General features: G+C 70.8%; 26 protein-coding genes. 14 read left to right on the forward strand and 12 right to left on the reverse strand.

The annotated features are described in order from the left end of the window. The first annotated feature begins 89 nt into the window (after positions 1–89). Positions 90–917, forward strand: coding sequence for a helix-turn-helix domain-containing protein (locus AQJ84_RS18435; protein WP_030044513.1), 828 nt, complete (start codon positions 90–92; stop codon positions 915–917). Continuing rightward, the gene (locus tag AQJ84_RS18440; protein WP_030044512.1) at positions 914–1,135 is read left to right on the forward strand and encodes a DUF397 domain-containing protein; all 222 of its coding nucleotides are present in this window, start codon (positions 914–916) and stop codon (positions 1,133–1,135) included. Before AQJ84_RS18435 ends, AQJ84_RS18440 begins: the two co-directional genes overlap by 4 nt. On the opposite strand, the gene AQJ84_RS18445 is transcribed toward AQJ84_RS18440, so the two are convergent. Then, on the reverse strand, positions 1,101–2,297 hold the full coding sequence (locus AQJ84_RS18445) for an MFS transporter (protein WP_053192108.1): 1,197 nt from the start codon (positions 2,295–2,297) through the stop codon (positions 1,101–1,103). The genes AQJ84_RS18440 and AQJ84_RS18445 overlap by 35 nt on opposite strands. Before the next feature lie 185 nt (positions 2,298–2,482). Here AQJ84_RS18445 and AQJ84_RS18450 point away from each other — a divergent pair, with 185 nt between their 5' ends. Continuing rightward, complete coding sequence (locus AQJ84_RS18450; RefSeq protein WP_053192094.1) at positions 2,483–3,682, forward strand: serine hydrolase domain-containing protein; 1,200 nt, start codon at positions 2,483–2,485, stop codon at positions 3,680–3,682. 8 nt (positions 3,683–3,690) lie between these two features. Here the strand turns inward: AQJ84_RS18450 and AQJ84_RS18455 are convergent, their stop codons facing one another. The 10 genes from AQJ84_RS18455 to AQJ84_RS18500 form a co-directional block, all read right to left on the reverse strand. Then, positions 3,691–4,419 carry a hypothetical protein gene (locus AQJ84_RS18455; protein WP_030044508.1) on the reverse strand — a complete coding sequence of 243 codons (729 nt, stop codon included), beginning with the start codon at positions 4,417–4,419 and terminating at the stop codon, positions 3,691–3,693. Positions 4,420–4,504: 85 nt separating this feature from the next. Next, the gene (locus AQJ84_RS18460) at positions 4,505–6,571 is read right to left on the reverse strand and encodes a pectinesterase family protein (RefSeq protein ID WP_030044507.1); all 2,067 of its coding nucleotides are present in this window, start codon (positions 6,569–6,571) and stop codon (positions 4,505–4,507) included. Between the two features lie 161 nt (positions 6,572–6,732). Then, a complete protein-coding gene (locus AQJ84_RS18465; protein WP_030044506.1) occupies positions 6,733–7,596 on the reverse strand; it encodes a hypothetical protein in 864 nt (287 codons plus the stop codon). Between the two features lie 158 nt (positions 7,597–7,754). Next, entirely contained in the window at positions 7,755–8,687 is a 933-nt protein-coding gene (locus AQJ84_RS18470; protein WP_030044505.1) for an aminoglycoside phosphotransferase family protein, read from the reverse strand. 18 nt (positions 8,688–8,705) lie between these two features. Beyond that, positions 8,706–10,223: a sensor histidine kinase gene (locus tag AQJ84_RS18475; protein WP_051870230.1), complete on the reverse strand. Its 1,518-nt coding sequence runs from the start codon at positions 10,221–10,223 to the stop codon at positions 8,706–8,708. Next, positions 10,220–10,957, reverse strand: a complete 738-nt coding sequence (locus AQJ84_RS18480; RefSeq protein ID WP_030044503.1) for a response regulator transcription factor — start codon at positions 10,955–10,957, stop codon at positions 10,220–10,222. Before AQJ84_RS18480 ends, AQJ84_RS18475 begins: the two co-directional genes overlap by 4 nt. A 121-nt stretch (positions 10,958–11,078) precedes the next feature. Beyond that, positions 11,079–11,264, reverse strand: coding sequence for a hypothetical protein (locus AQJ84_RS18485; RefSeq protein WP_030044502.1), 186 nt, complete (start codon positions 11,262–11,264; stop codon positions 11,079–11,081). 27 nt (positions 11,265–11,291) lie between these two features. Beyond that, a complete protein-coding gene (locus AQJ84_RS18490) occupies positions 11,292–12,458 on the reverse strand; it encodes a S1C family serine protease (protein WP_030044501.1) in 1,167 nt (388 codons plus the stop codon). 143 nt (positions 12,459–12,601) lie between these two features. Continuing rightward, complete coding sequence (locus tag AQJ84_RS18495; RefSeq protein WP_078632377.1) at positions 12,602–13,624, reverse strand: LacI family DNA-binding transcriptional regulator; 1,023 nt, start codon at positions 13,622–13,624, stop codon at positions 12,602–12,604. Between the two features lie 84 nt (positions 13,625–13,708). Next, a complete protein-coding gene (locus tag AQJ84_RS18500; protein ID WP_030044499.1) occupies positions 13,709–14,488 on the reverse strand; it encodes a winged helix-turn-helix transcriptional regulator in 780 nt (259 codons plus the stop codon). Between the two features lie 182 nt (positions 14,489–14,670). Between AQJ84_RS18500 and AQJ84_RS18505 the strand changes: the two genes are divergently transcribed. The 8 genes from AQJ84_RS18505 to AQJ84_RS18535 all read left to right on the forward strand — a co-directional run bounded on the left by AQJ84_RS18505 (position 14,671) and on the right by AQJ84_RS18535 (position 19,916). After that, on the forward strand, positions 14,671–15,564 hold the full coding sequence (locus AQJ84_RS18505) for an alpha/beta hydrolase (protein ID WP_030044498.1): 894 nt from the start codon (positions 14,671–14,673) through the stop codon (positions 15,562–15,564). A gap of 38 nt (positions 15,565–15,602) precedes the next feature. After that, positions 15,603–15,857 carry a MoaD/ThiS family protein gene (locus AQJ84_RS18510; protein WP_030044497.1) on the forward strand — a complete coding sequence of 85 codons (255 nt, stop codon included), beginning with the start codon at positions 15,603–15,605 and terminating at the stop codon, positions 15,855–15,857. Positions 15,858–15,859: 2 nt separating this feature from the next. After that, positions 15,860–17,086 carry a hypothetical protein gene (locus AQJ84_RS18515; RefSeq protein WP_053192092.1) on the forward strand — a complete coding sequence of 409 codons (1,227 nt, stop codon included), beginning with the start codon at positions 15,860–15,862 and terminating at the stop codon, positions 17,084–17,086. 141 nt (positions 17,087–17,227) lie between these two features. Continuing rightward, positions 17,228–17,965 (forward strand): LmeA family phospholipid-binding protein, encoded by a 738-nt coding sequence (locus AQJ84_RS18520; protein ID WP_030044495.1) that lies wholly within the window; start codon positions 17,228–17,230, stop codon positions 17,963–17,965. 222 nt (positions 17,966–18,187) lie between these two features. After that, complete coding sequence (locus tag AQJ84_RS45105; protein WP_350310325.1) at positions 18,188–18,268, forward strand: putative leader peptide; 81 nt, start codon at positions 18,188–18,190, stop codon at positions 18,266–18,268. Positions 18,269–18,399: 131 nt separating this feature from the next. Then, positions 18,400–19,239, forward strand: coding sequence for a sulfurtransferase (locus AQJ84_RS18525; protein ID WP_030044494.1), 840 nt, complete (start codon positions 18,400–18,402; stop codon positions 19,237–19,239). A 42-nt stretch (positions 19,240–19,281) separates the two neighbouring features. Continuing rightward, positions 19,282–19,569 (forward strand): DUF1416 domain-containing protein, encoded by a 288-nt coding sequence (locus AQJ84_RS18530; protein ID WP_007382995.1) that lies wholly within the window; start codon positions 19,282–19,284, stop codon positions 19,567–19,569. Between the two features lie 86 nt (positions 19,570–19,655). Next, a complete protein-coding gene (locus tag AQJ84_RS18535; RefSeq protein WP_030044493.1) occupies positions 19,656–19,916 on the forward strand; it encodes a DUF3099 domain-containing protein in 261 nt (86 codons plus the stop codon). 40 nt (positions 19,917–19,956) lie between these two features. On the opposite strand, the gene AQJ84_RS18540 is transcribed toward AQJ84_RS18535, so the two are convergent. Continuing rightward, entirely contained in the window at positions 19,957–20,319 is a 363-nt protein-coding gene (locus AQJ84_RS18540) for a DsrE family protein (RefSeq protein ID WP_030044537.1), read from the reverse strand. 188 nt (positions 20,320–20,507) lie between these two features. Here AQJ84_RS18540 and AQJ84_RS18545 point away from each other — a divergent pair, with 188 nt between their 5' ends. From AQJ84_RS18545 to AQJ84_RS18555, 3 genes are read left to right on the forward strand one after another with little or no spacing between them, the layout of a single operon-like run. After that, positions 20,508–21,275, forward strand: a complete 768-nt coding sequence (locus tag AQJ84_RS18545) for a hypothetical protein (RefSeq protein ID WP_198536346.1) — start codon at positions 20,508–20,510, stop codon at positions 21,273–21,275. Continuing rightward, positions 21,272–22,147 (forward strand): hypothetical protein, encoded by an 876-nt coding sequence (locus AQJ84_RS18550; protein ID WP_030044491.1) that lies wholly within the window; start codon positions 21,272–21,274, stop codon positions 22,145–22,147. Before AQJ84_RS18545 ends, AQJ84_RS18550 begins: the two co-directional genes overlap by 4 nt. Further along, positions 22,144–23,067, forward strand: coding sequence for a hypothetical protein (locus AQJ84_RS18555; RefSeq protein ID WP_053192090.1), 924 nt, complete (start codon positions 22,144–22,146; stop codon positions 23,065–23,067). Before AQJ84_RS18550 ends, AQJ84_RS18555 begins: the two co-directional genes overlap by 4 nt. Positions 23,068–23,095: the final 28 nt, after the last annotated feature.

The raw sequence follows: 23,095 nt of genomic DNA on the forward strand, positions 1-23,095 counted from the left end.
CCGTTCGTGCCTCGATCGTCACTGCTCGCACGTACGCTGCGGAAGGGGTCAGGTGTTGTCTGGCGCCCCAGACAACGGGGAGGGGTGACGTGGACGAACACGTTGACGCGCAGGGTGAGTCGGGGCGCGCGGTGCTGGGGCGGACGCTGCGGTTCCTGCGGGAGAAGGAGGGCAAGTCCCTGGGGCAGCTGGCCGACGAGACGGGGTACGACAAGAGCTACCTGAGCCGTCTGGAGTCGGGTGAGAGGCTGTCCAAGGTGACGGTCATGCAGGACCTGGACGGGTACTACAGGGCCGGTGACCTGCTGGTCAGCCTCTGGAGACTGGCTCGGATCGACGCCTTCAAGGACAAGTACAAGAAGTACATGGGGCTGGAGGCGACGGCGCGGATCATCTACGTGTACACGCCGGACGTGCCTGGACTCCTTCAGACCGAGGACTTCGCCCGGGAGGTGTTGTCTGAACCCCAGACAACACCTGGCAACGCCGAAGTACTTGAGGAGCAGGTGGCTGCCCGTGTAGGGCGACAACTGCTGCTGAGCAGGGATTCGGCGCCCGGCGTCCGCTTCGTCATCGACGAATCCGCCTTCCGTCGTCCATCGGCCAGCGCGGAGACGTGGGAGCGTCAGCTGACGCACATCGTGGCCGTCGCGCAGTGGCCCAACGTCGCCGTCCAGGTGCTGCCGTTCACCGCCGGGCGACATGACCTCATGGGGAGAGGCTCGCTGACTCTGCTGTGGCAGGCCGACGGAAGTGCCGTTGCCTACACGGAAGGCAACACCAGTGGTCTTCTCATGGACGATCCGGAGGACGTCCTGCGTCACCGTTTGTCCTACGATCGCCTGCGGGATCTGGCGCTGCCCCCGTCGGACTCGCTGACGTTCATCAAGGACGTACTGGAGGAACACAGATCATGAAGCAGACCCCCGACCTCAGCACCGCCGCCTGGCGTAAGTCGAGCTACAGCGACGGGGGAGCGAACAACTGCCTCGAGGTCTCCGACGGCCACCCCGGCCTCGTCCCCGTCCGTGACAGCAAGTTCCCGCACGGCCCGGTGCTCCTCGTCGGGGCCACCCCCTGGGCGTTGTTCGTGACGAAGGTCAAGGGTGAACCGGCGTCCCCTTCAGCCGCCTGAGCAGATACACCCCCGCTGTCGACACCAGCGCAGCCATGCATGCGATGAAGACGAGGCCCGCCCCCTCCAGGCCGAGTGGGTCAGCGAGGAGTCCCACGCCGATCACCGGGACCGAGATGCCGGTGTACGCCACCACGAACAGCGTGGAGATCACGGACGCGCGGTGGTCGGGGGGTGACGCCTCGGCCACCGCGGACAGCGCCCCGCGGAACGCCAGCCCCTGTCCGCCGCCGCCGACGGCCGCGCTCAGGACGACCAGCACCAGCAGGTCCCACCGCAGCGCGCCCGCGAGCAGGGCAAGACCGGCGAAGAGGCCGGCGCAGCCCAGCGGCAGTGAGCGCCGCACGCCGACGCGGCCGACCGCCAGTTGCCCCGCGGTCGAGGCGAAGAAGGCGAGGGCGACGACGAGTCCGCTGACGGCGTGGTTGTCGACGTCCAGGGACTGGGCGAGGAAGGCGGGGCTGACCGAGGTGAAGACGCCGAACAGGGCGAACCCCACGAAGGAGGCGATCGCCGCGGGCGCGAACACCGCCCGCACCTGCGGGGGCAGGCCGGGCCGTTGCGGCCGTACGGTGCTCGGTGGGCGTCGCTCGCGGACGGTCTCCGGCAGCCACAGCAGGATCGCGGCCGAGCCGGCGATCAGCGCGAGGTGGACGAGGAACGGCAGGTACAGCGGCCACGGGGCGTACTGCGCGAGCGTCCCGGCGAGCAGCGGACCGCAGCCGAGCCCGCCCATGTTGGCGGCGGTCGCCACGAAGGTGGCCCGGGAGGCCCCGCCGTACGGCGCCAGCTCCAGCACGTACACCGTGGCGGCGCCCGTGAACAGGCCGGCCGACAGCCCCGACAACAGCCGCCCGGCGTACAGCCAGCCGAGCCCGGTGGCGCACAGGAAGCAGACGGCGCTCGCCGCGGCGCACCCGAGGCCCGCGAGCAGCACCGGCCGTCTGCCCACGGCGTCCGAGGCGTTGCCCGCCAGCAGCAGCACGCCGATGACCCCGAAGGCGTACACGGCGTACACGACGGTCACCGTCAGCTCGGAGAAGCCGAGCTTCTCCTGGTAGAGGCCGTAGAGCGGGGTCGGCAGCGTGGTCCCGGCCATGCACACGGCGAACACCGTGCCGCCGAGCAAGCACTGGCGCCATCCTCGGCGGTCACCGTCCATGGGGTCGAAGGTAAGCGCACCCGGCGACCGCACCGCTGCGGCGCCTCCCCGGCGCGCCGCCGGTACCGGCTCCGAACGAGTGGACTCGTCGGGTGCCGTGCGGAAGGAAGAGCTTGGTCCGGGGGAGTGGATGGTGACCTTGCCGTCCGAGCCCCCGACCTGTGACCCGGAAGAGGCGCCCTGCCATGCGACGCACCCCCTCCCGCCGTCTGTTCGCCGCCGCGTTGCTCGTGGCGTCCGTGCTGGCTCCGATGGCGGCGGCCCCCGCCACGGCCGTCGACACCGCGGGCGTCCAGCGGTACGACCAGGACGACTGCCCGCAGCACGGCCTCGGCCCCGAGCTGACCGCCCGGCTGGACAAGGCCGTCAAGGACGTCCGCAAGCAGGCCGGAATCCCCGGTGTCGTCGTCGGACTGTGGATGCCGGGCAAGGGAAGCTACGTCCGCGCGACCGGGGTCGCCGACACCGAGACCCGCAGGCCGATGACCACCGACCTGTTCACGCGGATCGGCAGCGAGACCAAGACCTTCACGGTCACCGCGCTGCTCAAGCTGGTCGACGACCGCCGGGTCGGGCTGGACGACCCGATCTCCGCCTACGTCCGGGGCGTGCCGAACGGTCACCGGATCACCCTGCGGCATCTCGCCGAGATGCGCAGCGGCCTCTTCCCGTACACCGAGGACCCGGACTTCGTGCACGATCTGCTGAGCGACCCGAGCCGCTCGTTCACCCCGCGGGAGGTGCTCGCGTACGGCTTCAAGCACAAGAACACCTTCAAGCCGGGCGCGGAGTTCCAGTACTCCAACAGCAACCTCGTGCTGCTCGGCCTGGTGATCGAGAAGGTGAGCGGCATCAGGGCCGGCGACTTCATCGAGCAGCGGGTGCTGCGCCCGGCCCGTCTGCGCCACACGCTGTTCCCGACCGGCCCCGAGTTCCCCGAGCCGCACGCGCGCGGCTACACGAACCAGACGCTGAGCGGTGAGATCGAGGACTCCACGGACTGGAACCCCAGCTGGGCCTGGACGGCCGGGGCCATGATTTCGAACCTGCACGACCTGCGCCGCTGGGCGAGGATCGTCGCCACCGGGACGCTGCTCAGCCCCGAGACCCAGCGGGAGCGGCTGAGGATGCTGCCGACGGGTTACCCCGGCACGGGCTACGGCCTCGGCATCTTCGAGAGCGGCGGCTGGATCGGACACAACGGCTCCATCCCCGGCTACGAGAGCGTGACCGTCTACCTGCCGTCGAAGAAGGCCACCCTGGTGATCCTGCTCAACACCGACGTCACCTACGAGGGTCAGGAGCCGTCCTCACTGGTCGCCCGCGCGGTCACCGAGATCGTGACCCCGGACAACGTCTACGACCGCCCGATCCCCCCGCAGTAGACCCCGGATCAGCTCTCCCGGAGGTGCCGTGGCACCTGGGACTCCCAGCGGAGGTTGAGGAGCGTGGCGAGGGCGGCGAAGGAGGCCAGCGGGACGCACAGGAGAAGAAGGAACGGGCGGGGTGTCCGGTCGGTGGCCAGCTGGACGACGAGTACCCCGAGCATGGCGAGGAAGACCAGCAGTGAGCCCACGTAGGCCCGCCACCAGGCCCTGCGCCGGCCGGCCCGCCGCCGGATCCGCGCCTCCACCTCGGGGCGCCGCTCCCAGTCTGTGCCCCGGTGCCGGGCGACGGCCGCACGCAGGTCCGCCACCTCGGCGCCGAGCGCCTCCAGCTGCAGGTCGTCGACGTGGGGAAGGAAGTGGCGGCGGCCCTCGGTGTCGTAGAGCCAGGCGAGCCGTTGGGGCTGCAGGAGACCGTGCCGGTGCGGGTTGTCCTCGACGCGGATGTCGTACACGTCGTGCCAGGCCCGGCGGCGCACGCCCACGGGCAGGCGGACGGTGACCCCCTCCGCCCCCGTGGACGTGCTGCCACGCCGCTGGTACAGCAGCCCCAGCACGACGAGCACCACCATGAGTACGGCCAGGGCGGGCTTGACCCACACCGGCAGACCGGAGGCCCGCGTCAGCTGGAACAGGCCGTTCAGCGAAATGATCCCGAGGAGCACGTACCAACTGCGCGGCACGGGCCTGCGCCGGCCGTACTCCCGCTCGATCCCGCCGCCGACGCCGTCAGCCATGACATCCTCCCGCAGTGCGCGGAACAGGCGCGCGACCGGGGAGATCGTACGGCCGGCCGCCCGATTCCCGGCAGGGGACCGGAGGTCAGGACGCCGACGGAGTCCAGTCGCCGAGCCAGTCCGCGACCTCCTGGCCGGCGGCCTGCGCGTCGGTCAGATGGGGCCGCTCGGTGCTCGCGGCCCCCGCTCCCGCGCCCTTGTTCATGTACTCGGCGAAGCGGTCGTTCTTCCAGGAGAAGCCGCTCATGTCGGTCCAGGGGGTGGTGCGGATCGCGGCGCTGAGGGTGGTGTTGCGGACCGTGGTCTGCGGGTCGAGGCTGGCGTCGCCGCCGGCGTGCCAGGGGCGGCCCAGGTAGAAGGTGCGGTCGGAGACGCTGCCGTTCACCGTGGAGTTGGCGATCAGGATGCCCTTGCGGTTCGCGGCCGTCGAGGGGGCCGTGACGTAGCCGGCCGAGGTGCCGTTCCAGCGCTTCTTGAGGGTGATGACCGACCCGTCGATGACGGCGGTGGCCCGGCCGAAGATGAAGTCGACGTTGCCGACGATGTAGGAATTCTTCATGTAGACCCGGCCGAGCCGGTCCTTGGCGGCCGTGTCCAGCAACAGCGTGTCCTGGTCGCCCTCGACGATGATCGAGTCCAGGAAGACCTTGTCGGAGGCGGTGCGCAGGGCGACGGCCTGGTGGCCGGAGATGGACTGGTTGGCGGCCTCGTCGAAGTTGTTGGAGATGGTCAGGTTGCGGGCCTGGAAGTCGTCGGCCTCGACGGCCACGGTGGCGCTGCCCCCGGTGCCGTAGGTGCCGGAGCCGTCCGGCTTCGGGGTCCCGGCCGCGTTGTTGTAGACGATCACCGTGTCCTTACGGCTGCCGCCGGTGCCCTGGATGGTGACGTGCGGCTTGTTGGAGGGGACCTTGACGAGTTCGCGGTACGTGCCCGGCTTGACCTGGATCACCACCCGCGCGGGGTTGTTCGCCGGTACGGCGTTCACCGCGGCCTGCACGGTCGAGTACTGGCCGCTGCCGTCCTTGGCCACGGTGAGCGTGGTCGCCGCCGCCGCCTTCGTGGTGGCCGTCGTACCGATCGAACCGCGCGGTCCCACACCCGACTTGAGCAGTGCGGGCACGTCCGCCGTCTTGTCGGGCGTGTAGGCGTAGTACGCCTTCGGGTCGAAGGCCGTGCCGCCGCTCTCGTTGCGCCCGGTCGTGGAGACGAACGTGTTGCCCTTCTGGACGATGCTCGCGGTGCTGTCCTTGATGACGGGGTTGTTCATGCCCTGGAAGTAGGAGTTCTCCAGGAGCATCCTGGTCGCGCCGCGCGAGTAGTTGCCGTACGAGGACTTGATGGTCGTCCCGGCGACGTCCTCCAGGAAGTTGTTGTAGAGGTGCGCGTGGGCCGCGTTGTCCGTGGAGGGGTTGCGCTGCTCGGTCTCGCGGATCCAGTTGTGGTGGATCGTGATGTCGGTGACGACGTTCTCGGTCCAGCCGATACCGAAGGCCTTGTTGTCGTTGCTCAGCTTGTTCCAGGAGACGGTCACGTAGGTGCTGTCCTTGCGGACGTCGATGAGCCCGTCGGCCATGTTCCGCAGGTCGTTGTGGTCGATCCAGACGTGGTGGGCACCGTCCATCTGCACGGCGTCGAAGTCGTGGTCCTTGTCGTTCCACACACCCTGGTACGCGTCCCGGATGGTCAGGTTCCGGATGATCACGTTGTGGACGCCGGAGCCGAGGAAGAAGCCGCCGCCGACGATGTGCCCCGATGTCCCGGACCCGACGATGGTCTTGTCGGACTTGACCTTGATCTCCTTGCCGACGGGGTCCATGTTGATGGTGGCGGCGACGACGATCACGTACGGCTCGGTGGCGGTCGCGTACTTCTCGAGATCCGCGAGCGTCTTCACGGTGACGGTCTTGCCGTCCCGTCCGCCGTAAGTGCCGTTCTGACCGAGGGCGTTGACGGAGGCGAAGCCGTCGGCGGTGGCGGTCGCCCAGGCGGGTGCGGCGGTGGCGGCGGAGGCCGTTCGCTGGGCGTCCTCGCCGAAGACGCCGAAGTCCGTGCCGTAGGCGAGAGTTCCGGCGGCGGTCAGCGCCAGGGGGACGCCGACCGCCAGCGCGGACTTCCTCCTGCGGTGGCGGGGCTTGCTGCGGGTTTCACTCACGATGGCTTCCGATCGGGTCAAGTGACGGGGGGCGAGTCACTTGCTCGTCGGAGCTGGTGGGGAAAAGGTTGCCGCGCGGTCCGGATCAGTGGGGCCTGGCCCCGGTCCGGATCAGTGGGCGTGGCCCCGGTCCGGATCAGGGGGGCCTGTCCCGGTCCGGATCAGGCGCAGGTCTTCGGGTCCAGCTTCTGCTCCCACTTGTCCTCACGGCCGTCGGGCTGTCCGTTGGGCAGGAGCTTGTCGGCGGTGCCGTCGATGTAGTAGCCGTAGGAGTAGACCGTCTTCCAGTCGGCGTCCCGGCCGCGCCAGGTGCTCACGGTGGCCTTGTCGCCGTTCCCCCTGTCCCAGCTGTAGTCCTCCACCTGGAAGACCGGGTTGACGCGCACCACACGCTGGTACGGCGTCCAGGTCACGGCGACCTGGGCGCACGGCGGGATCGTCTTCTCGCTGCGGCGCTCGAAGGACGAGGTCTTCTCCCAGCCCCACTCGTAGCCGAAGCTGCCGCCCGCGGTGCCCGAGAAGATGCTCTTGGCGACGGAGAGGCTGATCGAGGCGCCGACGCTCTTCTTGGCGAACGTCTTGGTGCTGTAGCTGCTGACGAACGTCTCCTTGTCGTCCTTCGAACCCCGGTTGCCGATCCAGGGGGAGACACGGACCGGCTCGCCCTTGGTGGACCAGGTCGAGGCCTGCGCGTAACCGCACCAGCCGCGGAAGACCTCCCACGGTCCGACGGGTATCCACAGCGGGGCCACGTCCCGCAGGTACTCGTCGTGGGTCTTGAACTCGCCGGTCTGGACGTTGTAGGCGCCGTAGACGCCGGTCAGGCTGGTCTCCTGGCCGCAGAGCCGCTCGATCATCAGGTCGGTGTCCCCGGGGTCCGTGCCCCGGATGTTCATCGCGCCGCCCGGGCCGTTGCCGGCGGCCTGCGCGGAGCCCGTGCCGGCCAGCAGACCGGTCAGGGCGAGGACGGTGGAGGCGGTGATCAGAGCGCTTTTCTTCAGCGTCGATTTGCGAATGAGTCGCATGGGGCTCACTCCAGATTGCTGTGCACGGGCACCAATAGGTACCTGTCTGACAGCCAGGAAGGTCTCAGAGTACTGACGGGTAGGGGCGAGGATGCGGTGAGGATGACAGGACATCGACAGCAAGCGGGGGCGTCTGTCGTTCTTTGTCCGTTTCCGCTTTACGTAAGCAACTGAGCCAATTCGTCGGCGAAGCGGACGAGCCAGTCCCGTTGCCGGCCTCCCCGGGCGACCCGGAACCCGTGCCGCCGGCCGTGGAACGCGGCCTGGACGGCGTGGAACTGGGCCCACCGCCGGACCCGTTCACGATCCACCTCCGCCGCCTCGGCGAAGACGTCCAGGGCGCGGTGCGCCGCCTTGGGCAGGTCGTCGGCCTCCAGCAGGGCGAGGGCACGGGACTTGAGCAGGGTGCCGCCGTCGTAGGCCGGGTCTCCGACGTATCCCTTGGGATCGACGGCCAGCCACGGCTCGCGGTCGGCGCGCAGGATGTTCCGGGCGTGCAGGTCGCCGTGGATGACGGTCTGCGGCTGGACGCGGCCCAGCTCGCGGATCGTCGCGAGGGCGGCGTCCAGCGTGCGGGCGGGCATGTCGTGGGTCAACTCCCGTGCGTCGGCGCGCAGGTCCCGCTCCCACGCGTCGGCCCGGTCCCGCAGCCGGGGCAGTGCGGGCGGGGCGGGCACGGCCAGGCGGCGGTTGAGCCGGCCGGCGACGGTGACGATCACGTCCTCGTTCCCGGTCTCGGCCTCCGCCAGGGTTTGCGGGTGGGCCCGCTCCAGGAGCATGGCGAACCGTTCGTCGTCCCGCTCGTACAGCAGGACGGCACCCCGCCCGCCCCACGCGGCGAACGCGTCAGGCTCGTGGACGTTGCCGGGATGCGGGAACGACACCTTCAGCACGGCGGCGGTCCCGGACGCGAGCCGCCGCACGGGCACGATCAGACCGACGCCCCCGTGCCCGGTCTCCCCGTCCGGCACGCACTGCCAGCGCTCCAGCAACTCCGCGACACGATCCGGCAGTTCGGCGATCCAGGCCGCTCCCGCCGATCCCTCGCGCTCGACGGTGGTGCGTACGAACGTCTCCGGTACCGCGATCATCCGGGCACCCTACGCGAGTCACTCGGCGGCGGGGAGCGCCGAACGCGGAGGGCCTGCCGGCGGCTTGGGGGCTTCCGGGGCTTCCGGGGCTTCCGGCGGAGGCGTCGGCGCCCCCGGCAGTCGTACGGTCGCCACCGTGCCGCCGCCCTCCGCGCGGGCCAGCGAGACCTCGCCGCCGGCCTGCTGGACGGTCCGGGCGACGATCGACAGGCCGAGACCCGAACCGGGCAGGGCGCGGGCGCTGGGGGAGCGCCAGAAACGGTCGAAGACGTGCGGGAGATCCTCGGCGGGGATGCCGGGACCGTGGTCGCGGACGGTCAGCACACCCTGGGCGAGCCGCACCTCGACGGAGCCGCCCTCGGGGCTGAACTTCACCGCGTTGTCGAGGATGTTGACCACCGCGCGCTCCAGCGCCGCCGGTTCCGCCCGCACGTACCAGGGCTGGACGTCGGCGGTGATGGTCAGCTCCGGGCCGCGCAGCCGTGCCCTGCGCAGGGCCGACTCGACGGTGTCCTCCAGCGCGACCACCTGGACCCGCTCACCCCGCTGCCCCTCCGAACGGGACAGCTCCTGGAGGTCGCCGATGAGGGCGGCCAGTTCCGTCATCTGTGCCTTGACCGAGGCGAGCAGGGCCCTGCGGTCCGCCTCCGGGATCGGGCGCCCGGTCTCCTCGCTGCGGGTCAGGAGCTCGATGTTGGTACGGAGGGAGGTGAGGGGGGTGCGCAGCTCGTGCCCGGCGTCGGCGATGAGCTGCTGCTGGAGTTCGCGGGAGCTGGCGAGGGAGGAGGTCATGGAGTTGAACGAGCGGGAGAGCCGGGCGACTTCGTCCTCGCTCGCGTCCTCGACGGGGATGCGGATGCTCAGGTCCTCGGTCCGGGCCACGTGCTCGACGGCCTCGGTGAGCTTGTCGACGGGGCGCAGACCGGTGCGGGCCACCATGAGACCGGCGGCCCCGGCACCGATGACGCCGATGCCGGAGACGAGGAGCAGGATGAGGGCGAGTTCGTTGAGGGTGGACTGGGTGCTCTTGAGCGGTACGGCGATGAGGAGGGCGCTGTCCTTGACGACGTACGTGCCGTCGCCGCCGTCGACCACGAGAGCGGTGGTCAGGATGCGCACGGCGTTGCCGTCGCTGTCGACCCCGTTGCGGAACTCTCCCTCCCCGAGCTGAGGCTTCTTGGCCACCTTCGTGTCGCTGTCGGTGACCTTCACCAGTGCTTGGGAGGTGCCGTAGAGGCAGGCCTTGCCGTTCGACTGGACCAGCTGGGAGTAGCCCTTGAAGCGCGGGCCGAAGGGGAAGGCCTCGGACGGCGTCTGGGCGCAGTTGTTGAGGGCGGCGGCCACCTGCCCCGCCGGCTGCGGGCGGGAGGCGCCCGACTCCAGGTCGGCGTTCAGCTCGCCGTACAGCTTCCCCTGCACGATGAACCAGCAGGTGACCGACACCGCCGCCACCGCGAACGCCACCGCCGCAGCGACCAGCATCGACAGTCGCGCCCGGATCGGCAGGGAGCGGAACCGGCGTGCCACCCTGTTCACTCCGCGCCGCCCTGCCTCAGTACGTACCCCACACCACGGACCGTGTGGACGAGCCGGGGCTCGCCGCCCGCCTCGGTCTTGCGGCGCAGGTACATGACGTAGACGTCGAGGGAGTTGGAGGAGGGCTCGAAGTCGAAGCCCCAGACCGCCTTGAGGATCTGCTCACGCGTGAGGACCTGGCGCGGGTGGGCGATGAACATCTCCAGCAGCGTGAACTCGGTACGGGTCAGCTCCACCGGCCGCCCGGCCCGGGTGACCTCCCGTGTCGCGAGGTCCATGCGCAGGTCGGCGAAGGTGAGGGCGTCGTCCGCCTCGACCGCGCCCGCCGAGGCCGCCGCCGCGTAGGAGCTGCGCCGCAGCAGCGCGCGGACCCGGGCGAACAGCTCGTCGAGTTCGAAGGGCTTGACCAGGTAGTCGTCCGCGCCCGCGTCCAGACCGGTCACCCGGTCGCCGACCGTGTCCCGGGCCGTCAGCATCAGGATCGGCGTGGTGTCGCCCGCCCCCCGGATGCGGCGCGCGGCGGTGAGGCCGTCCATGCGCGGCATCTGGATGTCCAGGACCAGCAGGTCGGGCTGGTACGCGGTCGCCTTCTCCAGGGCGTCCGCGCCGTCGACCGCGACCTCCGTGTCGTATCCCTCGAAGGCGAGGCTGCGCTGGAGGGCTTCGCGCACCGCCGGCTCGTCGTCGACGATCAGGATGCGGTGGGTGTCACGGTCGCCGTCGGCGGGGCTCATGGGCTTCGGATTCCTCGGGTGCGGTGGGACGACAAGGGGGCTGGGGGTGCTGAACGCTTTCAGCCTCGCATGTTTCCCGGCTGGCGCTGAAGGAGGAGCCGGTGAACAGCTCCGTGGGCGATCAGGCGCGTGCGCGGCGGCGGCGGCTGCGGGCGGCACCGGCGCGGCGGCCCGCGCCGTGCGCGACGGCGGCCACCTCGGGCGCCCGCGCGGTCACCGGCGCGTGCAGCTCGTACGCCACCTCGAGGGCCAGGACGAAGCCGGCCGGGTCGGTGTCGGCGGCGGTGTGCGAGACCTGCTTGATCATGACGTACTCCCTCTTGGTCGGGAAGGCTCAGTTGTCGGAGCCGCCGGCCCGCAGTGTGGCCAGGTCGGACTTGACGGTGTTGATCGGGATGGAGAAGCCGAGGCCCGCGCTGCCGGCCGTCGACGAGTCCGAACTGGCGGAGTACATCGCGGAGTTGATGCCGATGATGTTGCCGTTCATGTCGATCAGCGCGCCGCCGGAGTTGCCCGGGTTGAGGGACGCGTCCGTCTGGATCGCCTTGTACGTCGTCGTCGACGAACCCGTGTCGCCGTTGAACTGCTGGCCGCCGAACTCGAACGGCCACTGTCCGCCGCCGCCCTGGCTCTGGCTCTGGCCCTCGTCCGTGGCCACGGTCACGTCGCGGTTCAGGGCGGAGACGATGCCGCTGGTCACGGTGCCGGTCAGACCCTCGGGGGAGCCGATCGCCACGACCTCGTCGCCGACCTGCACGCCGTCGGAGTTGCCGAGGGTGGCCACGGTCAGGCCGGAGGCGTTCTCCAGCTTGATGAGCGCGAGGTCCTTCTTGCTGTCGGTGCCGACGACCTTCGCGGTGTAGGTCTTGCCGTCGCTGGTGCTCACCTTGATCGAGGAGGCGCCGGAGACGACGTGGTTGTTGGTGATGATCTCGCCGTCGCCGGTGATGATCACGCCGGAGCCGGTGGACTCACCGGCGTTGGAGGTGGCGTTGATCTCGACGATGCTCGGGCTGACCGCCTTGGCGACCCCGGCGACCGTGCCCTTGGCGGAGGACGGCACCACGCTGGTGCTGGTGCTGCTGGAGGCGACGGTGTCGCTGCCGGTCAGCTCCTGGATGCCGTAGGCGGTGCCGCCGCCTATGGCCGCGGCGACGATCGCCACGGCGGCCAGCAGGGCGAGCGGGCCGCGGGTGCGCTTCTTCGGGGCGGGCGCGGGGGGCGCGACCGCGGTCATGACCGCCGTACCGCCACCGCCACCGCCGCCGTCACCGCCGTAGGCCGGCTGGGTCTGCGGGGCCGCCTGGGCCTGCGGGGCCGGCTGGCCGGGCAGACCGGCCTGGCCCGGCCACACGGTGGTGCCCGGCTCGGGGGTGACCGGCTGCGTGGGCCGGTAGGCCGGCGGGGGCGGCCACTCGGGGTTCACGGGCGAGGAGCCGTGCTGCTGGTCGCCCTGGTACGGGTTCTCGTACTCGCCGCTGCGGCGGAAGCTCTCGGTCATGGAAAGCAGCTTGTCCGTCGACCATGAGAGTCGGCTGAGTGCTCCCTGAGAAGCCCGGCAGAACCTCGTTCGCCCGATATAAAGAAGCTTCTCGCAGCTCGGCGAGGTCTCTCAGAGAGCTTTCACAAAGGCCCTCGTGACGCTCACGCGCAGCCGCAGGACCGCCGTGCCACCAGCCGGGACTCGAAGACCTTCAGCCGTTCCCGCCGGGATCCCGCCACCCGGAGACCGTCGTCCAGGACCAGGTCCACGGCGGCGCGCGCCATCGCGGAACGGTCCGAGGCGACCGTGGTCAGCGGCGGGTCGGCCAGTGCCGCTTCCTTGATGTCGTCGAAGCCGGCCACCGCCAGCTCGCCGGGGACGTCGATGCGCAGCTCGCGCGCCGCGCGCAGCACACCGATGGCCTGGTCGTCGGTGGAGCAGAAGATCGCGGGCGGGCGGTGGGGTCCGGAGAGGAGGTCGAGGCCTATCCGGTAGGCGTCGTAGCGGTTGTACGGCGCTTCGAAGAGCCGGCCCTCCGTGGGGACGCCGGCCTCCTCCATCGCGCGCCGCCAGCCCTCGACGTGGTCGGAGACCGGGTCGCCGACCGAGGGGGTCTCGGCGGTGCCGCCCATACAGGCGACGTACGCGTAGCCGTGCTCCAGCAGGTGGGACACGGCGAGGTGGGCGCCGCCCAGGTCGTCCGTGACGACGGCGACGTCGTCGATGGCCTCGGGCCGCTCGTGCAGGAGGACCACACGGGCGTCCCAGGCCTCGATCTCCGCGGCGGCGTTGTCGTTCAGCGCGTGGCTGACGAGGATGAGCCCGGACACCCGCATGCCGAGGAAGGCACGCAGGTAGTGGACCTCGCGCTCGCCGATGTAGTCGGAGTTGCCGACCAGCACCATCTTTCCGCGCTCGGACGCGGCCTGTTCGACCGCGTGCGCCATCTCCCCGAAGAAGGGCTGGCGCGCGTCCGGCACGATCAGACCTATGAGGTCCGTGCGCCGGGACGCCATCGCCTGCGCGACCCGGTCGGGCCGGTAGCTCAGTTCCTTGATCGCGGCGAGGACACGCTCGCGCGTGGCCGGGGCAACCGGCCGGGGTCCGTTGTTGATGACATAGCTGACGACGGCAGTGGACGTCCCTGCCAGCCGCGCCACGTCATCCCTGGTTACCTTGGCCACGCGCGGAGTCTACGCGGATGGACCAGCTCTGGGCAGGGCGTCAAGCGGCTCTCTGTGCGGAGCGATGCCCGCCCCGAGCGCCCCCTAAGCCTCAGCGGGGATCTCCGCACCGTCCAGGGCGGCCGCCTCGTCCGCATCCTCCGGCTTTGACTGGGCCGCCTTGGCCTTCGCCTCGTCCGAGGTGCGGTCGCCCTTCTCCGGCGTAACGAATCGATAACCGACGTTTCGGACGGTCCCGATCAGCGACTCGTGCTCCGGTCCGAGCTTGGCGCGCAGCCGTCGTACGTGCACGTCGACCGTGCGGGTGCCGCCGAAGTAGTCGTAGCCCCAGACCTCCTGCAGCAGCTGGGCGCGTGTGAAGACACGGCCCGGGTGCTGGGCGAGGTACTTCAGGAGCTCGAACTCCTTGAAGGTGAGGTCGAGGACGCGGCCCTTGAGCTTGGCGGAGTACGTCGCCTCGTCGACCGACAGGTCGCCGTTGCGGATCTCCATGGGGGAGTCGTCGTTGACGATCTGCTGCCGGCCCATGGCCAGGCGAAGCCGGGCCTCGACCTCCGCCGGACCGGCAGTGTCGAGCAGCACGTCGTCGATTCCCCAGTCGGCGGTGACGGCCGCGAGGCCGCCCTCGGTCACCACGAGGATGAGCGGACAGCCCGGCCCGGTCGAGCGCAGCAGCTGGCACAGGCTGCGGACCTGCGGAAGGTCGCGGCGCCCGTCGATGAGGATGACGTCGGCACCGGGGGTGTCGACGAGAGCGGGGCCTTCGGCGGGGGCCACGCGTACGTTGTGCAGGAGCAGGCCGAGAGCGGGGAGCACCTCCGTCGACGGCTGGAGGGCATTGGTCAGGAGCAGCAGAGAACTCATACGTCTGGTTCCTCCTCGGTCCCTGCGAGGACGTTCGCAGCACTTCGGTACATCACCCTGCTCTGCGATTCCGGTCCGCCCCGTACACCTGCGGTTTCCCGCTTTGTATACAACGCTTACGAAAGCACAAAAGGACCCGGGGGCTACGCTGCCCGAGTCCTCTGCCCAGCAGAATAGCCCACATGAGCACCGGTGCGGCAGGTCATGTGGCGCGTTCCACCGTTCGTCCGAACTCCGAGACGAGCAGACGCACACCTTTGCGGACGTTTCTGCGCACGGCCGACGGGGTTTCCGTTGATTCCGTATACAACCCGGGAACGGTCGTATACGACTCCTCGAATCCATCGTTCCGTGACCTGGTGTTCGTGATCGCGCACGGATTCACCGGCGACGTGGACCGCCCGCACATCCGGCGGATCGCGGCGGCGTTCGCCCGGTACGGGGCCGTGGTCACCTTCTCCTTCCGCGGTCACGGCGCCTCCGGCGGGCACTCCACGGTCGGCGACAAGGAGGTGCTCGATCTCGCGGCGGCGGTGCAGTGGGCCCGTTCGTTCGGGCACGCGCGCGTGGTCACCGTCGGCTTCTCCATGGGCGGCTCGGTGGTCCTGCGGCACGCGGCGCTGTACGGCTCCGCCGAGGGGCGTGAGGGGAAGCGTGAGGGGAAGCGTGAGGGGCGCACCGGAGCGGGAACGGACGCGGTGGTCTCGGTGAGCGCTCCCGCCCGCTGGTACTACCGGGGCACCGCCCCCATGCGCAGGCTGCACTGGCTGGTGACGCGCCCCGAGGGCCGTCTGGTGGGCCGCTACGGGCTCCGCACCCGGATCCACCACCGGGAGTGGGACCCGGTGCCGCTGTCCCCGGTGGAGGCGGTGGCGCGGATCGCGCCCACCCCGCTGCTGATCGTGCACGGCGACCGGGACGGCTACTTCCCCCTCGACCACCCCCGCATGCTGGCCGGCGCCGCCGGTGACCACGGCGAACTCTGGCTGGAGCCCGGCATGGGGCACGCCGAGCACGCGGCCACCGACGAGCTGCTGGCCCGGATCGGGGACTGGGCGGTTTCCCGGGCGGGCTAGCCTGAGCGGTGTCCACCGCCGATCGATTGAGGAAGCAGATGCCAAAGGTCACGGTGCGCTACTGGGCCGCCGCGAAGGCCGCGGCCGGGATCGCCGAGGAGCCGTTCGACGCGGCCACGCTCGCCGAGGCGCTCGACGCCGTGCGCGGGCGACACCCCGGCGAACTCGTGCGGGTCCTGCAGCGATGCTCGTTCCTCGTCGACGGTGACCCCGTGGGGACCCGCGGACATGAGACGGTACGGCTGGCCGACGGCGGCACGGTCGAGGTGCTGCCGCCGTTCGCAGGAGGATGACGATGAGCAACCAGCCGTACGAAGGCGCCCCGTACCAGGGGTACGAGGGGTACGACCCGTACCAGCAGCAGGCACCGCAGCAGCAGTCGCAGCAGCAGTCGTGGCCCGGGCAGCAGGCCCACGAGGATCCGCAGGCCGCCCAGCAGTACACGCAGCAGTGGCAGGGGCAGACCTGGGAGACGCAGCTGCAGCAGCCGGTGTCGGCCGCCGAGACGGCCTATCTGCCGCAGCAGACGGCCGGGCAGCAGGCCGCGTACCTCGCTTACGGGGAGCAGCCGCAGCAGCATCAGCAGCCGCAGCAACCACCGCAGCCTCAGCCGCATGCGCCCCAGGCTCCTCAGGCCCAGGCTCCTCAGGCCCAGGCTCCTCAGGCCCAGCCTCCGCACGCCCACGCCCCGCAGCCGCACGCGTCCGCCCCCGAGGCGGCCGACGCCGCCACCTACGGTCCCGCCACCGTCGCCGGCAACGCCCGCATCACCGACGCCCAGCGGGCCCGCCTCGAGGGGCGTTCCCCGATCATCGAGCCGGGTATGCAGCCCGCGGCGCTCACCGCGCTGCTCGGTCTGCTCCTGTCCGGCACGGCGGCCGTCGGCACGTACGCCCTCCTGGTCCCGCTCGTCGTCCTCCAGGCCGTCACCGCGGCCGGCTGGTTCCGGCTCAACGGCATGTGGCCCGCCCGGCAGGGCATCGCGCTGGCGTTCCTCGGGGCGCTGGCCGCGGACGTCGTACTGCTCGTGGCCGGCCGGGAGAACGGTCCCGCCGCGATCCTCGGCACCCTGGGCGTCTGGGTCCTCCTCTCCCTCGTCCTCCAACTCCGTTCGCACGCCGAGCCGGACGAGCGGATGTACGGCCTGATGGCGACGGTCGCCTCGGCGGCCCTGGCGATCGTGGCGGCCGGTCACCTCGCCGCCGACCCGGACGCGGTCTCGGTCGGCGCCGCCGCGGTGGCGGTCGCCGTACTGGCCCGCGCGTTGCCCCTGCCCACCCCGGCCTCCGTGGTCGTCGCGCTGCTCGCCGCGGCGGGCGCGGGCATCGCGGTCGGCGGGATGACGGGTCTGGGCGCCGAGGGCGCGCTGCTCGGCGCGGGTGCGGCGGGCTGCGCGCTGATCGGCCACCGGGTGGCGAGCTACGACTACCCGTCGAGGTTCGTGCACTTCACGGCGGGGGTGGCCCTGCCGCTGTCGGCGGCCGCGCCGGCGGTGTACGTGCTGGGACGCGCGCTGGGCTGAGGCGTCGCGGGGCCGCGTGCCTGTCCTGTCACAGGTGATCGACAATTTGCCGAGCCCTGACCGACTCAGGGTTACCCTCACGCTCGGGCCAACCGGCCCGTCGACCGACCGTCAACTGACCGCCGTCGTGGGGGACACCGCATGCGCGCACTGCGAATACTTCTCATCCTCGTCGTGATCCTGGGCGGCCTGTTCGTGCTCGCCGACCGCCTCGCGGTCAACTTCGCCGAGGACGAGGCCGCGGGCAAGCTGCAGACCAACGAGGGCCTGGCCGCCGCCCCCGACGTCTCCATCAAGGGCTTCCCCTTCCTCACCCAGGTCGTCGGCGGCTCGCTCGACGACGTCGAGGTCGGCATCAAGGACTACGAGGCCGCGGCCGGGACCGACGGCAAGAAGATCCGCATCGACGACCTCAAGGCGAGCATGAAGGGCGTCGAGTTCTCCGGCGACTACAGCTCCGCCGTCGCGAACAGCGCCACCGGCACCGCGTCCATCACCTACGCCGAGCTGCTGAAGACGGCCAAGTCCGAGCCGACGCAGGTGGCCGCGGGCGTCACCGCCGAGGTCGTCGGCCTCTCCGACGGCGGCAACGGCAAGATCAAGGTCGAGGTCGAGGCGACGGTGCTCGGCACCAAGCTGCCCGAGCCGGTCTACGTGCTCAGCACGGTCACCGCCGAGGGCGACACCGTGAAGGTGCACGCCGACACCCTGCCCTCCTTCGGCGGGGTCGACCTCGTCGAGAACCGGGCCCGGACGGTCACCGACTTCGAGCAGAAGATCGACGGGCTGCCCGGCGGCATCAAGCTCGACCAGGTGCGGCCCGCGAAGAACGGTGTGGAGATCACGGTGAAGGGTTCGAACGTCCGGCTGGCCGGGTAGGACGACGGACGGCCTGCTCACCGCGGCGGACCGCGGCAGTCCGGGACTGTCCGAAAGACGAGACGCCGTCGTCCGTACCGCAGTTGTGACGACGGATACACCCGCCCGGGAACCGTGCCCCCACGGCCCGGGCGGACTTGTGTTCTCACATCGCGGACGATCGCGTCTCAAAATACGACACGGCGGTGACACGCCCCGCTGTCCGTCCCTACGATCGAGGTCATGAAGCGACAGGCGGATCTCACGAAGCGGCGGGCAGTAGACCTGTGCCGCGTCGCCGCCATGCTCTGTCGCACCTTCTGAGCGGAAGCCCCGACTTCCGCATCCCCGCCGCCCTGCCCTGGGCATCCGTGCGCGTACGCCGACACCGGCGCCTGCACGCGCACGCATCTCACCTGCACGCCCCGCCGTAACTGCCCCGGAGGAGAAAGAGCATGAGCCGCAGCGACGTCCTGGTCGACGCCGACTGGGTCGAGGCCAACCTCGACAGCCCGAGCATCGCCATCGTCGAGGTGGACGAGGACACGTCCGCCTACGAGAAGAACCACATCCGTAACGCGATCCGGATCGACTGGACCGACGACCTCCAGGACCCGGTCCGTCGTGACTTCGTCGACCAGGAGGGCTTCGAGAAGCTCCTGTCGGCGAAGGGCATCGCCAACGACACGCTGGTGATCCTCTACGGCGGCAACAACAACTGGTTCGCGTCGTACGCCTACTGGTACTTCAAGCTGTACGGCCACGAGAACGTCAAGCTTCTCGACGGCGGCCGCAAGAAGTGGGAGCTGGACGCCCGCGAGCTGGTCGAGGAGGTCCCGGAGCGGGCCGCCACCGACTACAAGGCCAAGCCGCAGAACAAGTCGATCCGCGCCTTCCGTGACGACGTCGTCGCCGCGATCGGCTCGCAGAACCTCGTCGACGTCCGTTCCCCCGACGAGTTCTCCGGCAAGCTGCTCGCCCCGGCCCACCTGCCGCAGGAGCAGTCGCAGCGTCCGGGCCACGTCCCGAGCGCCCGCAACATCCCGTGGTCGAAGAACGCCAACGACGACGGCACCTTCAAGTCGGACGAGGAGCTCAAGGAGCTCTACGCCGAGGAGCAGGTCGACCTCGCCAAGGACACCATCGCCTACTGCCGCATCGGTGAGCGTTCCGCGCTGACCTGGTTCGTCCTGCACGAGCTGCTCGGTGTCGAGAACGTCAAGAACTACGACGGCTCGTGGACCGAGTACGGCTCCCTCGTCGGCGTGCCGATCGAGCTCGGCGCCAACAAGTAACCCTCCCCGACCGACCTCTCAAGACCTCTTCAGGAGTACGACATGTGTGGAGCGAAGGCCGGCGGCCCCGACGCCTCGACGATCAAGCCCGGTGAGACCACCATCCAGGGTCAGGTGACCCGCGACGGCGAGCCGGTGGTCGGATACGTCCGCCTGCTCGACTCGACGGGCGAGTTCACCGCGGAGGTCCCCACCTCCGCCACCGGACAGTTCCGCTTCTACGCGGCCGAGGGCACCTGGACCGTCCGCGCCCTCGTCCCCGGCGGCACCGCCGACCGCACGGTCGTCGCCCAGCAGGGTGGCCTCGCGGAGGTCGCGATCGCCGTCTGACGACGGACAGGCACCGAAGGGCCGCACCTCCCGGGTTGGACACCTGGGGTGCGGCCCTTCGGCCTGTCCCGGCCTACGCTGGAGGCATGTACGCGCGGCGTCGGCACATCTACTTCGCCATGATGGGGACCTGCATCGGCCTCTTCGTCCTGGCCTGGTCGGTCGTGCGGCTCTGGTCGGTTCCGGTGGCCGTCGGCATGTGCGTGGTCGCCATGGTCATCCCCCCGTTCGCCGCGGTGATCGCCAACCGTCGCGGCCCCGACGACCGCTGGTGGGACGACCCGTCGGGCGACCCCAAGTCCGACGACTGGTGGGACGAACTGGACGGCAAGAGGCGGCGGCCGTAGACACCGAGGCCGGTGCGGGCCACGCACCGGCCGGGTCGTCTCAGTAGACGAGCGCCTGGGTCTCGTCGCCCAGGGCCTCCTGGACGAACACCTGGGCTCCCGCGATGCGGACGCCCTTGATGACGTCCTTCTCCGTGATGTCCCGGCGGGCCGCGCACTGGGTGCACAGGGTGACGCGGCCGGCGCTCAGGACGGAGTCGAGGAGGTCGGGGAGCGGGGCGGCATGGGGGAGGTCGAACTCGGCCGCCCGCCCCGGCAGCGCGAACCACGCGGACTCGCCGGTCAGCCACAGGGAGACGTCGACACCGCTGGCCACGGCCACCGCCGCCACCGTGAACGCCTGTGAGCACCGCTCGGGGGAATCCGCCCCCGCCGTCACCTTGATCACGAGCTTCTTCGCCATGACCGAATCGTAATCAACGGACCTACAACTCCGTGCCCTGACCAGGAGTCTCCTGTGAGCGCGCATACGGAATGCGCTTTCACGTTCTGTGGGGGGACGTCTTGGAAGTACCCGAAGGATCAGCCGACGCCCCAGTCGCCCCGGCAAGTCCTGTGAGTCCTGTGAGCCCGGTAAGTCCCGTGGCTCCCGTGGCTCCCGTGGCTCCGGTGGCTCCGGTGGGCGTCGACGCGGCTCCCGTGGGGTCCCGGACGCCCCGTCGCCGTGGCCGCACCGCCCTGCTCGTCGCCGGTGCCGCCGTTCTCGGGCTGGTGGCCGGTACCTGTGCCGGCTACCTCGTGCAGGTCGACCGCGAGCCGACGACACTGCCCTCGCTGTCCCAGCAGACCCTGCCGCAGGCGAAGGGCGAGGGGCCCGAGCCGCTGTCCGCCGCCCAGGACCGCCGCGTCAGGACCGACGGCGACCTGCGCAAGCTGCTGCTGAAGAAGCCGCGCGGCGCGAAGGACGCCGACTGGCTGGGCGGAAACGACGGCTGGCTGGACCTCGCCGCCTACGCCGACATGTACGAGGCGCCGGACGAGGTCTTCGGCAACCTCGTCGGCGACGAGTTCCGCCGCGGGGCGGTCACCGGCTGGGAGTCCGGTACCACCACCCTGGAGATCAGGCTGATCCAGTACCGCCAGGAAGAGGCCCCCGCGGCCGCCGACTCGGTGGACAACAGCCAGTACTGGGCCGACGACGAGGACGCCACCGAGAGCTGGACCGTCCCCGGCACCGGGAACGGCATGGCGTACGTCCACAACGAGCCCGAGCGCGAGGCCGGCTACCTGCCGCTGTACAGCGCGGAGGCCCACGCCTGGCGCGGCGACGTCGCCATGGAGATCTGGATCTACGACACCAAGCCGATCCCCAAGAAGAAGATCATGGACCTCGCCGAGCGGCAGATGGAGCGGCTGTGACCGAGAACCAGAACGAACCGGTCGGCCAGAGCGGCCAGGTCGGGCCGGTCGAGTTCGTCCAGCCCTCGGCGCCGCCCGCCGCGTTCGACGCCTACGGCGTCCCCGTCCCGCCGCCCGCCAGGAAGCCCTTCAGGCGCGGCCGGATCGCCGCCGTGGCCGGGTCCCTCGTGCTGGCCGGTGCCGTCGTCGCCGGGGTCGGCTACACCGTGGTGACCGTGAACGACGCCGACCGTGACGCCGGCGCGGCCGTGTGGAAGTTCCCGAAGACCACCGCCGAGGACGACAAGAGGGTCACCGCCAAGGGGCTCGCGGGCGTGCTCGTGCCGTACGGCACCGACGGCTGGACCCGTGGCCCCGACCTCGGCGAGTTCGGCTCCGACGCCCAGCTCAGCGGCGCCCAGGCGACCGCGCTGCGCAAGGAGTCGCTGGCCGACCTGCCCCGCACCCAGCGCAAGCGGCTGGAGAAGCAGATCGACCGGCAGCGCATCACCGGCATGGCGATGCGCAGCTACCTCAGCGGCGATGCCGACGCCCTCAGCGAGAACGAGGGCACCTACACCGTGAGCATCGTGCTGGCGCAGATGGAGAGCCGGGCGGCCGTACGGGACGCGGCCACGTACCAGAGCGAGTTCCTCGACGCCCTGGAGGTGTTCCGCGAGGGCCCCGAGATCAAGGGCCACAAGAACGCCAAGTGCTTCCTGCCGCCCGAGGACGAGGACACGGACCTGGACAGCATGTTCTGCTCCGCCTACCAGGGCGACGTCCTGGTCACCGCCACCGCGGACGGGGTCAAGCCCATCGACACCAAGGGGGTCGCGATGCTGCTGAGCGAGCAGCTCGACCGCATAGCCGAACCGGGGGAGTCGGTATGACCGAGCAGCCACAGACCACGGCCCCGACGCCGGCGACCGCGGCCTCGACGCCGGCGCCCGCGCCTCCGCCGCCCGCCGCGCCGCCCCAGCCGGCGCCCGCCGCGCCGCCCCAGCCGTACGCCTACGGTCCGCCCGTCCCGGCGCCCCCCGCCGCCCCCAGGGACCGTCGGGTCCTTCGCGCGCTCGGGCGCTGGACCGCGGCTGTCGTGGTCTTCGCGGTGGTCGGGGCGTCCGTGGCGTACGGCGTCACCCGGATGGAGCGGACGGACCTGCCGGGCCTCGCGACGGAGTCGGACGGCCGGTGGGACTACCCGCGGCTGACGAAGCCGCCGCTGCCGTCGGGCAGCCCGGAGCCCTTCGCCGAGGCGAACAAGGCCGGCGCGCACCACGCCGACCTGCGAGCCCTCGTCCTGCCGGCCCCCGCCGGAGCCACCGAGGACAAGGCGCTGCGCGGCCAGGACGGCTGGCTGGCGACGAAGGACTTCCTGGCGGCGTACGAGAAGGACGAGCGCGAGGAGTTCGGGCAGGAGCTCGTCGACAACGGCCTGCGGCACATCGCGGCCCGCGGCTGGACCACCGAGGACGGCACGCGGACGCGGATCTACCTGCTGCACTTCGGTACCGCGGCCGTCGTGGACGAGGTCTTCTCCACGGACATCGCCCCCTATGACAGCCCCGGCCGGGTGCTGCGCGGGGCCGGCGCCTCCGTCTTCGACGAGGACTTCCCGGAGGCCGCCCGGATCGACGACGTGCAGCGCTCGGTCTACGCGGAGGCGAAGCCGTACGGCGCCGAGCAGGTCCGGCAGGCGTACCTGGCCGCCGGTGACGTGCTCGCCGTGATCGTCCAGTCCCGCGCGGGCACGGCGAAGGCCGTGCCGTTCCGGCAGACGGTGACCCTGCAGAGCCAGCTGCTGGGGTGACGTCCGCGAGGGGCGGCGTACCTCACGA

This window comes from Streptomyces resistomycificus (assembly GCF_001514265.1).
GTDB lineage: Bacteria > Actinomycetota > Actinomycetes > Streptomycetales > Streptomycetaceae > Streptomyces > Streptomyces resistomycificus.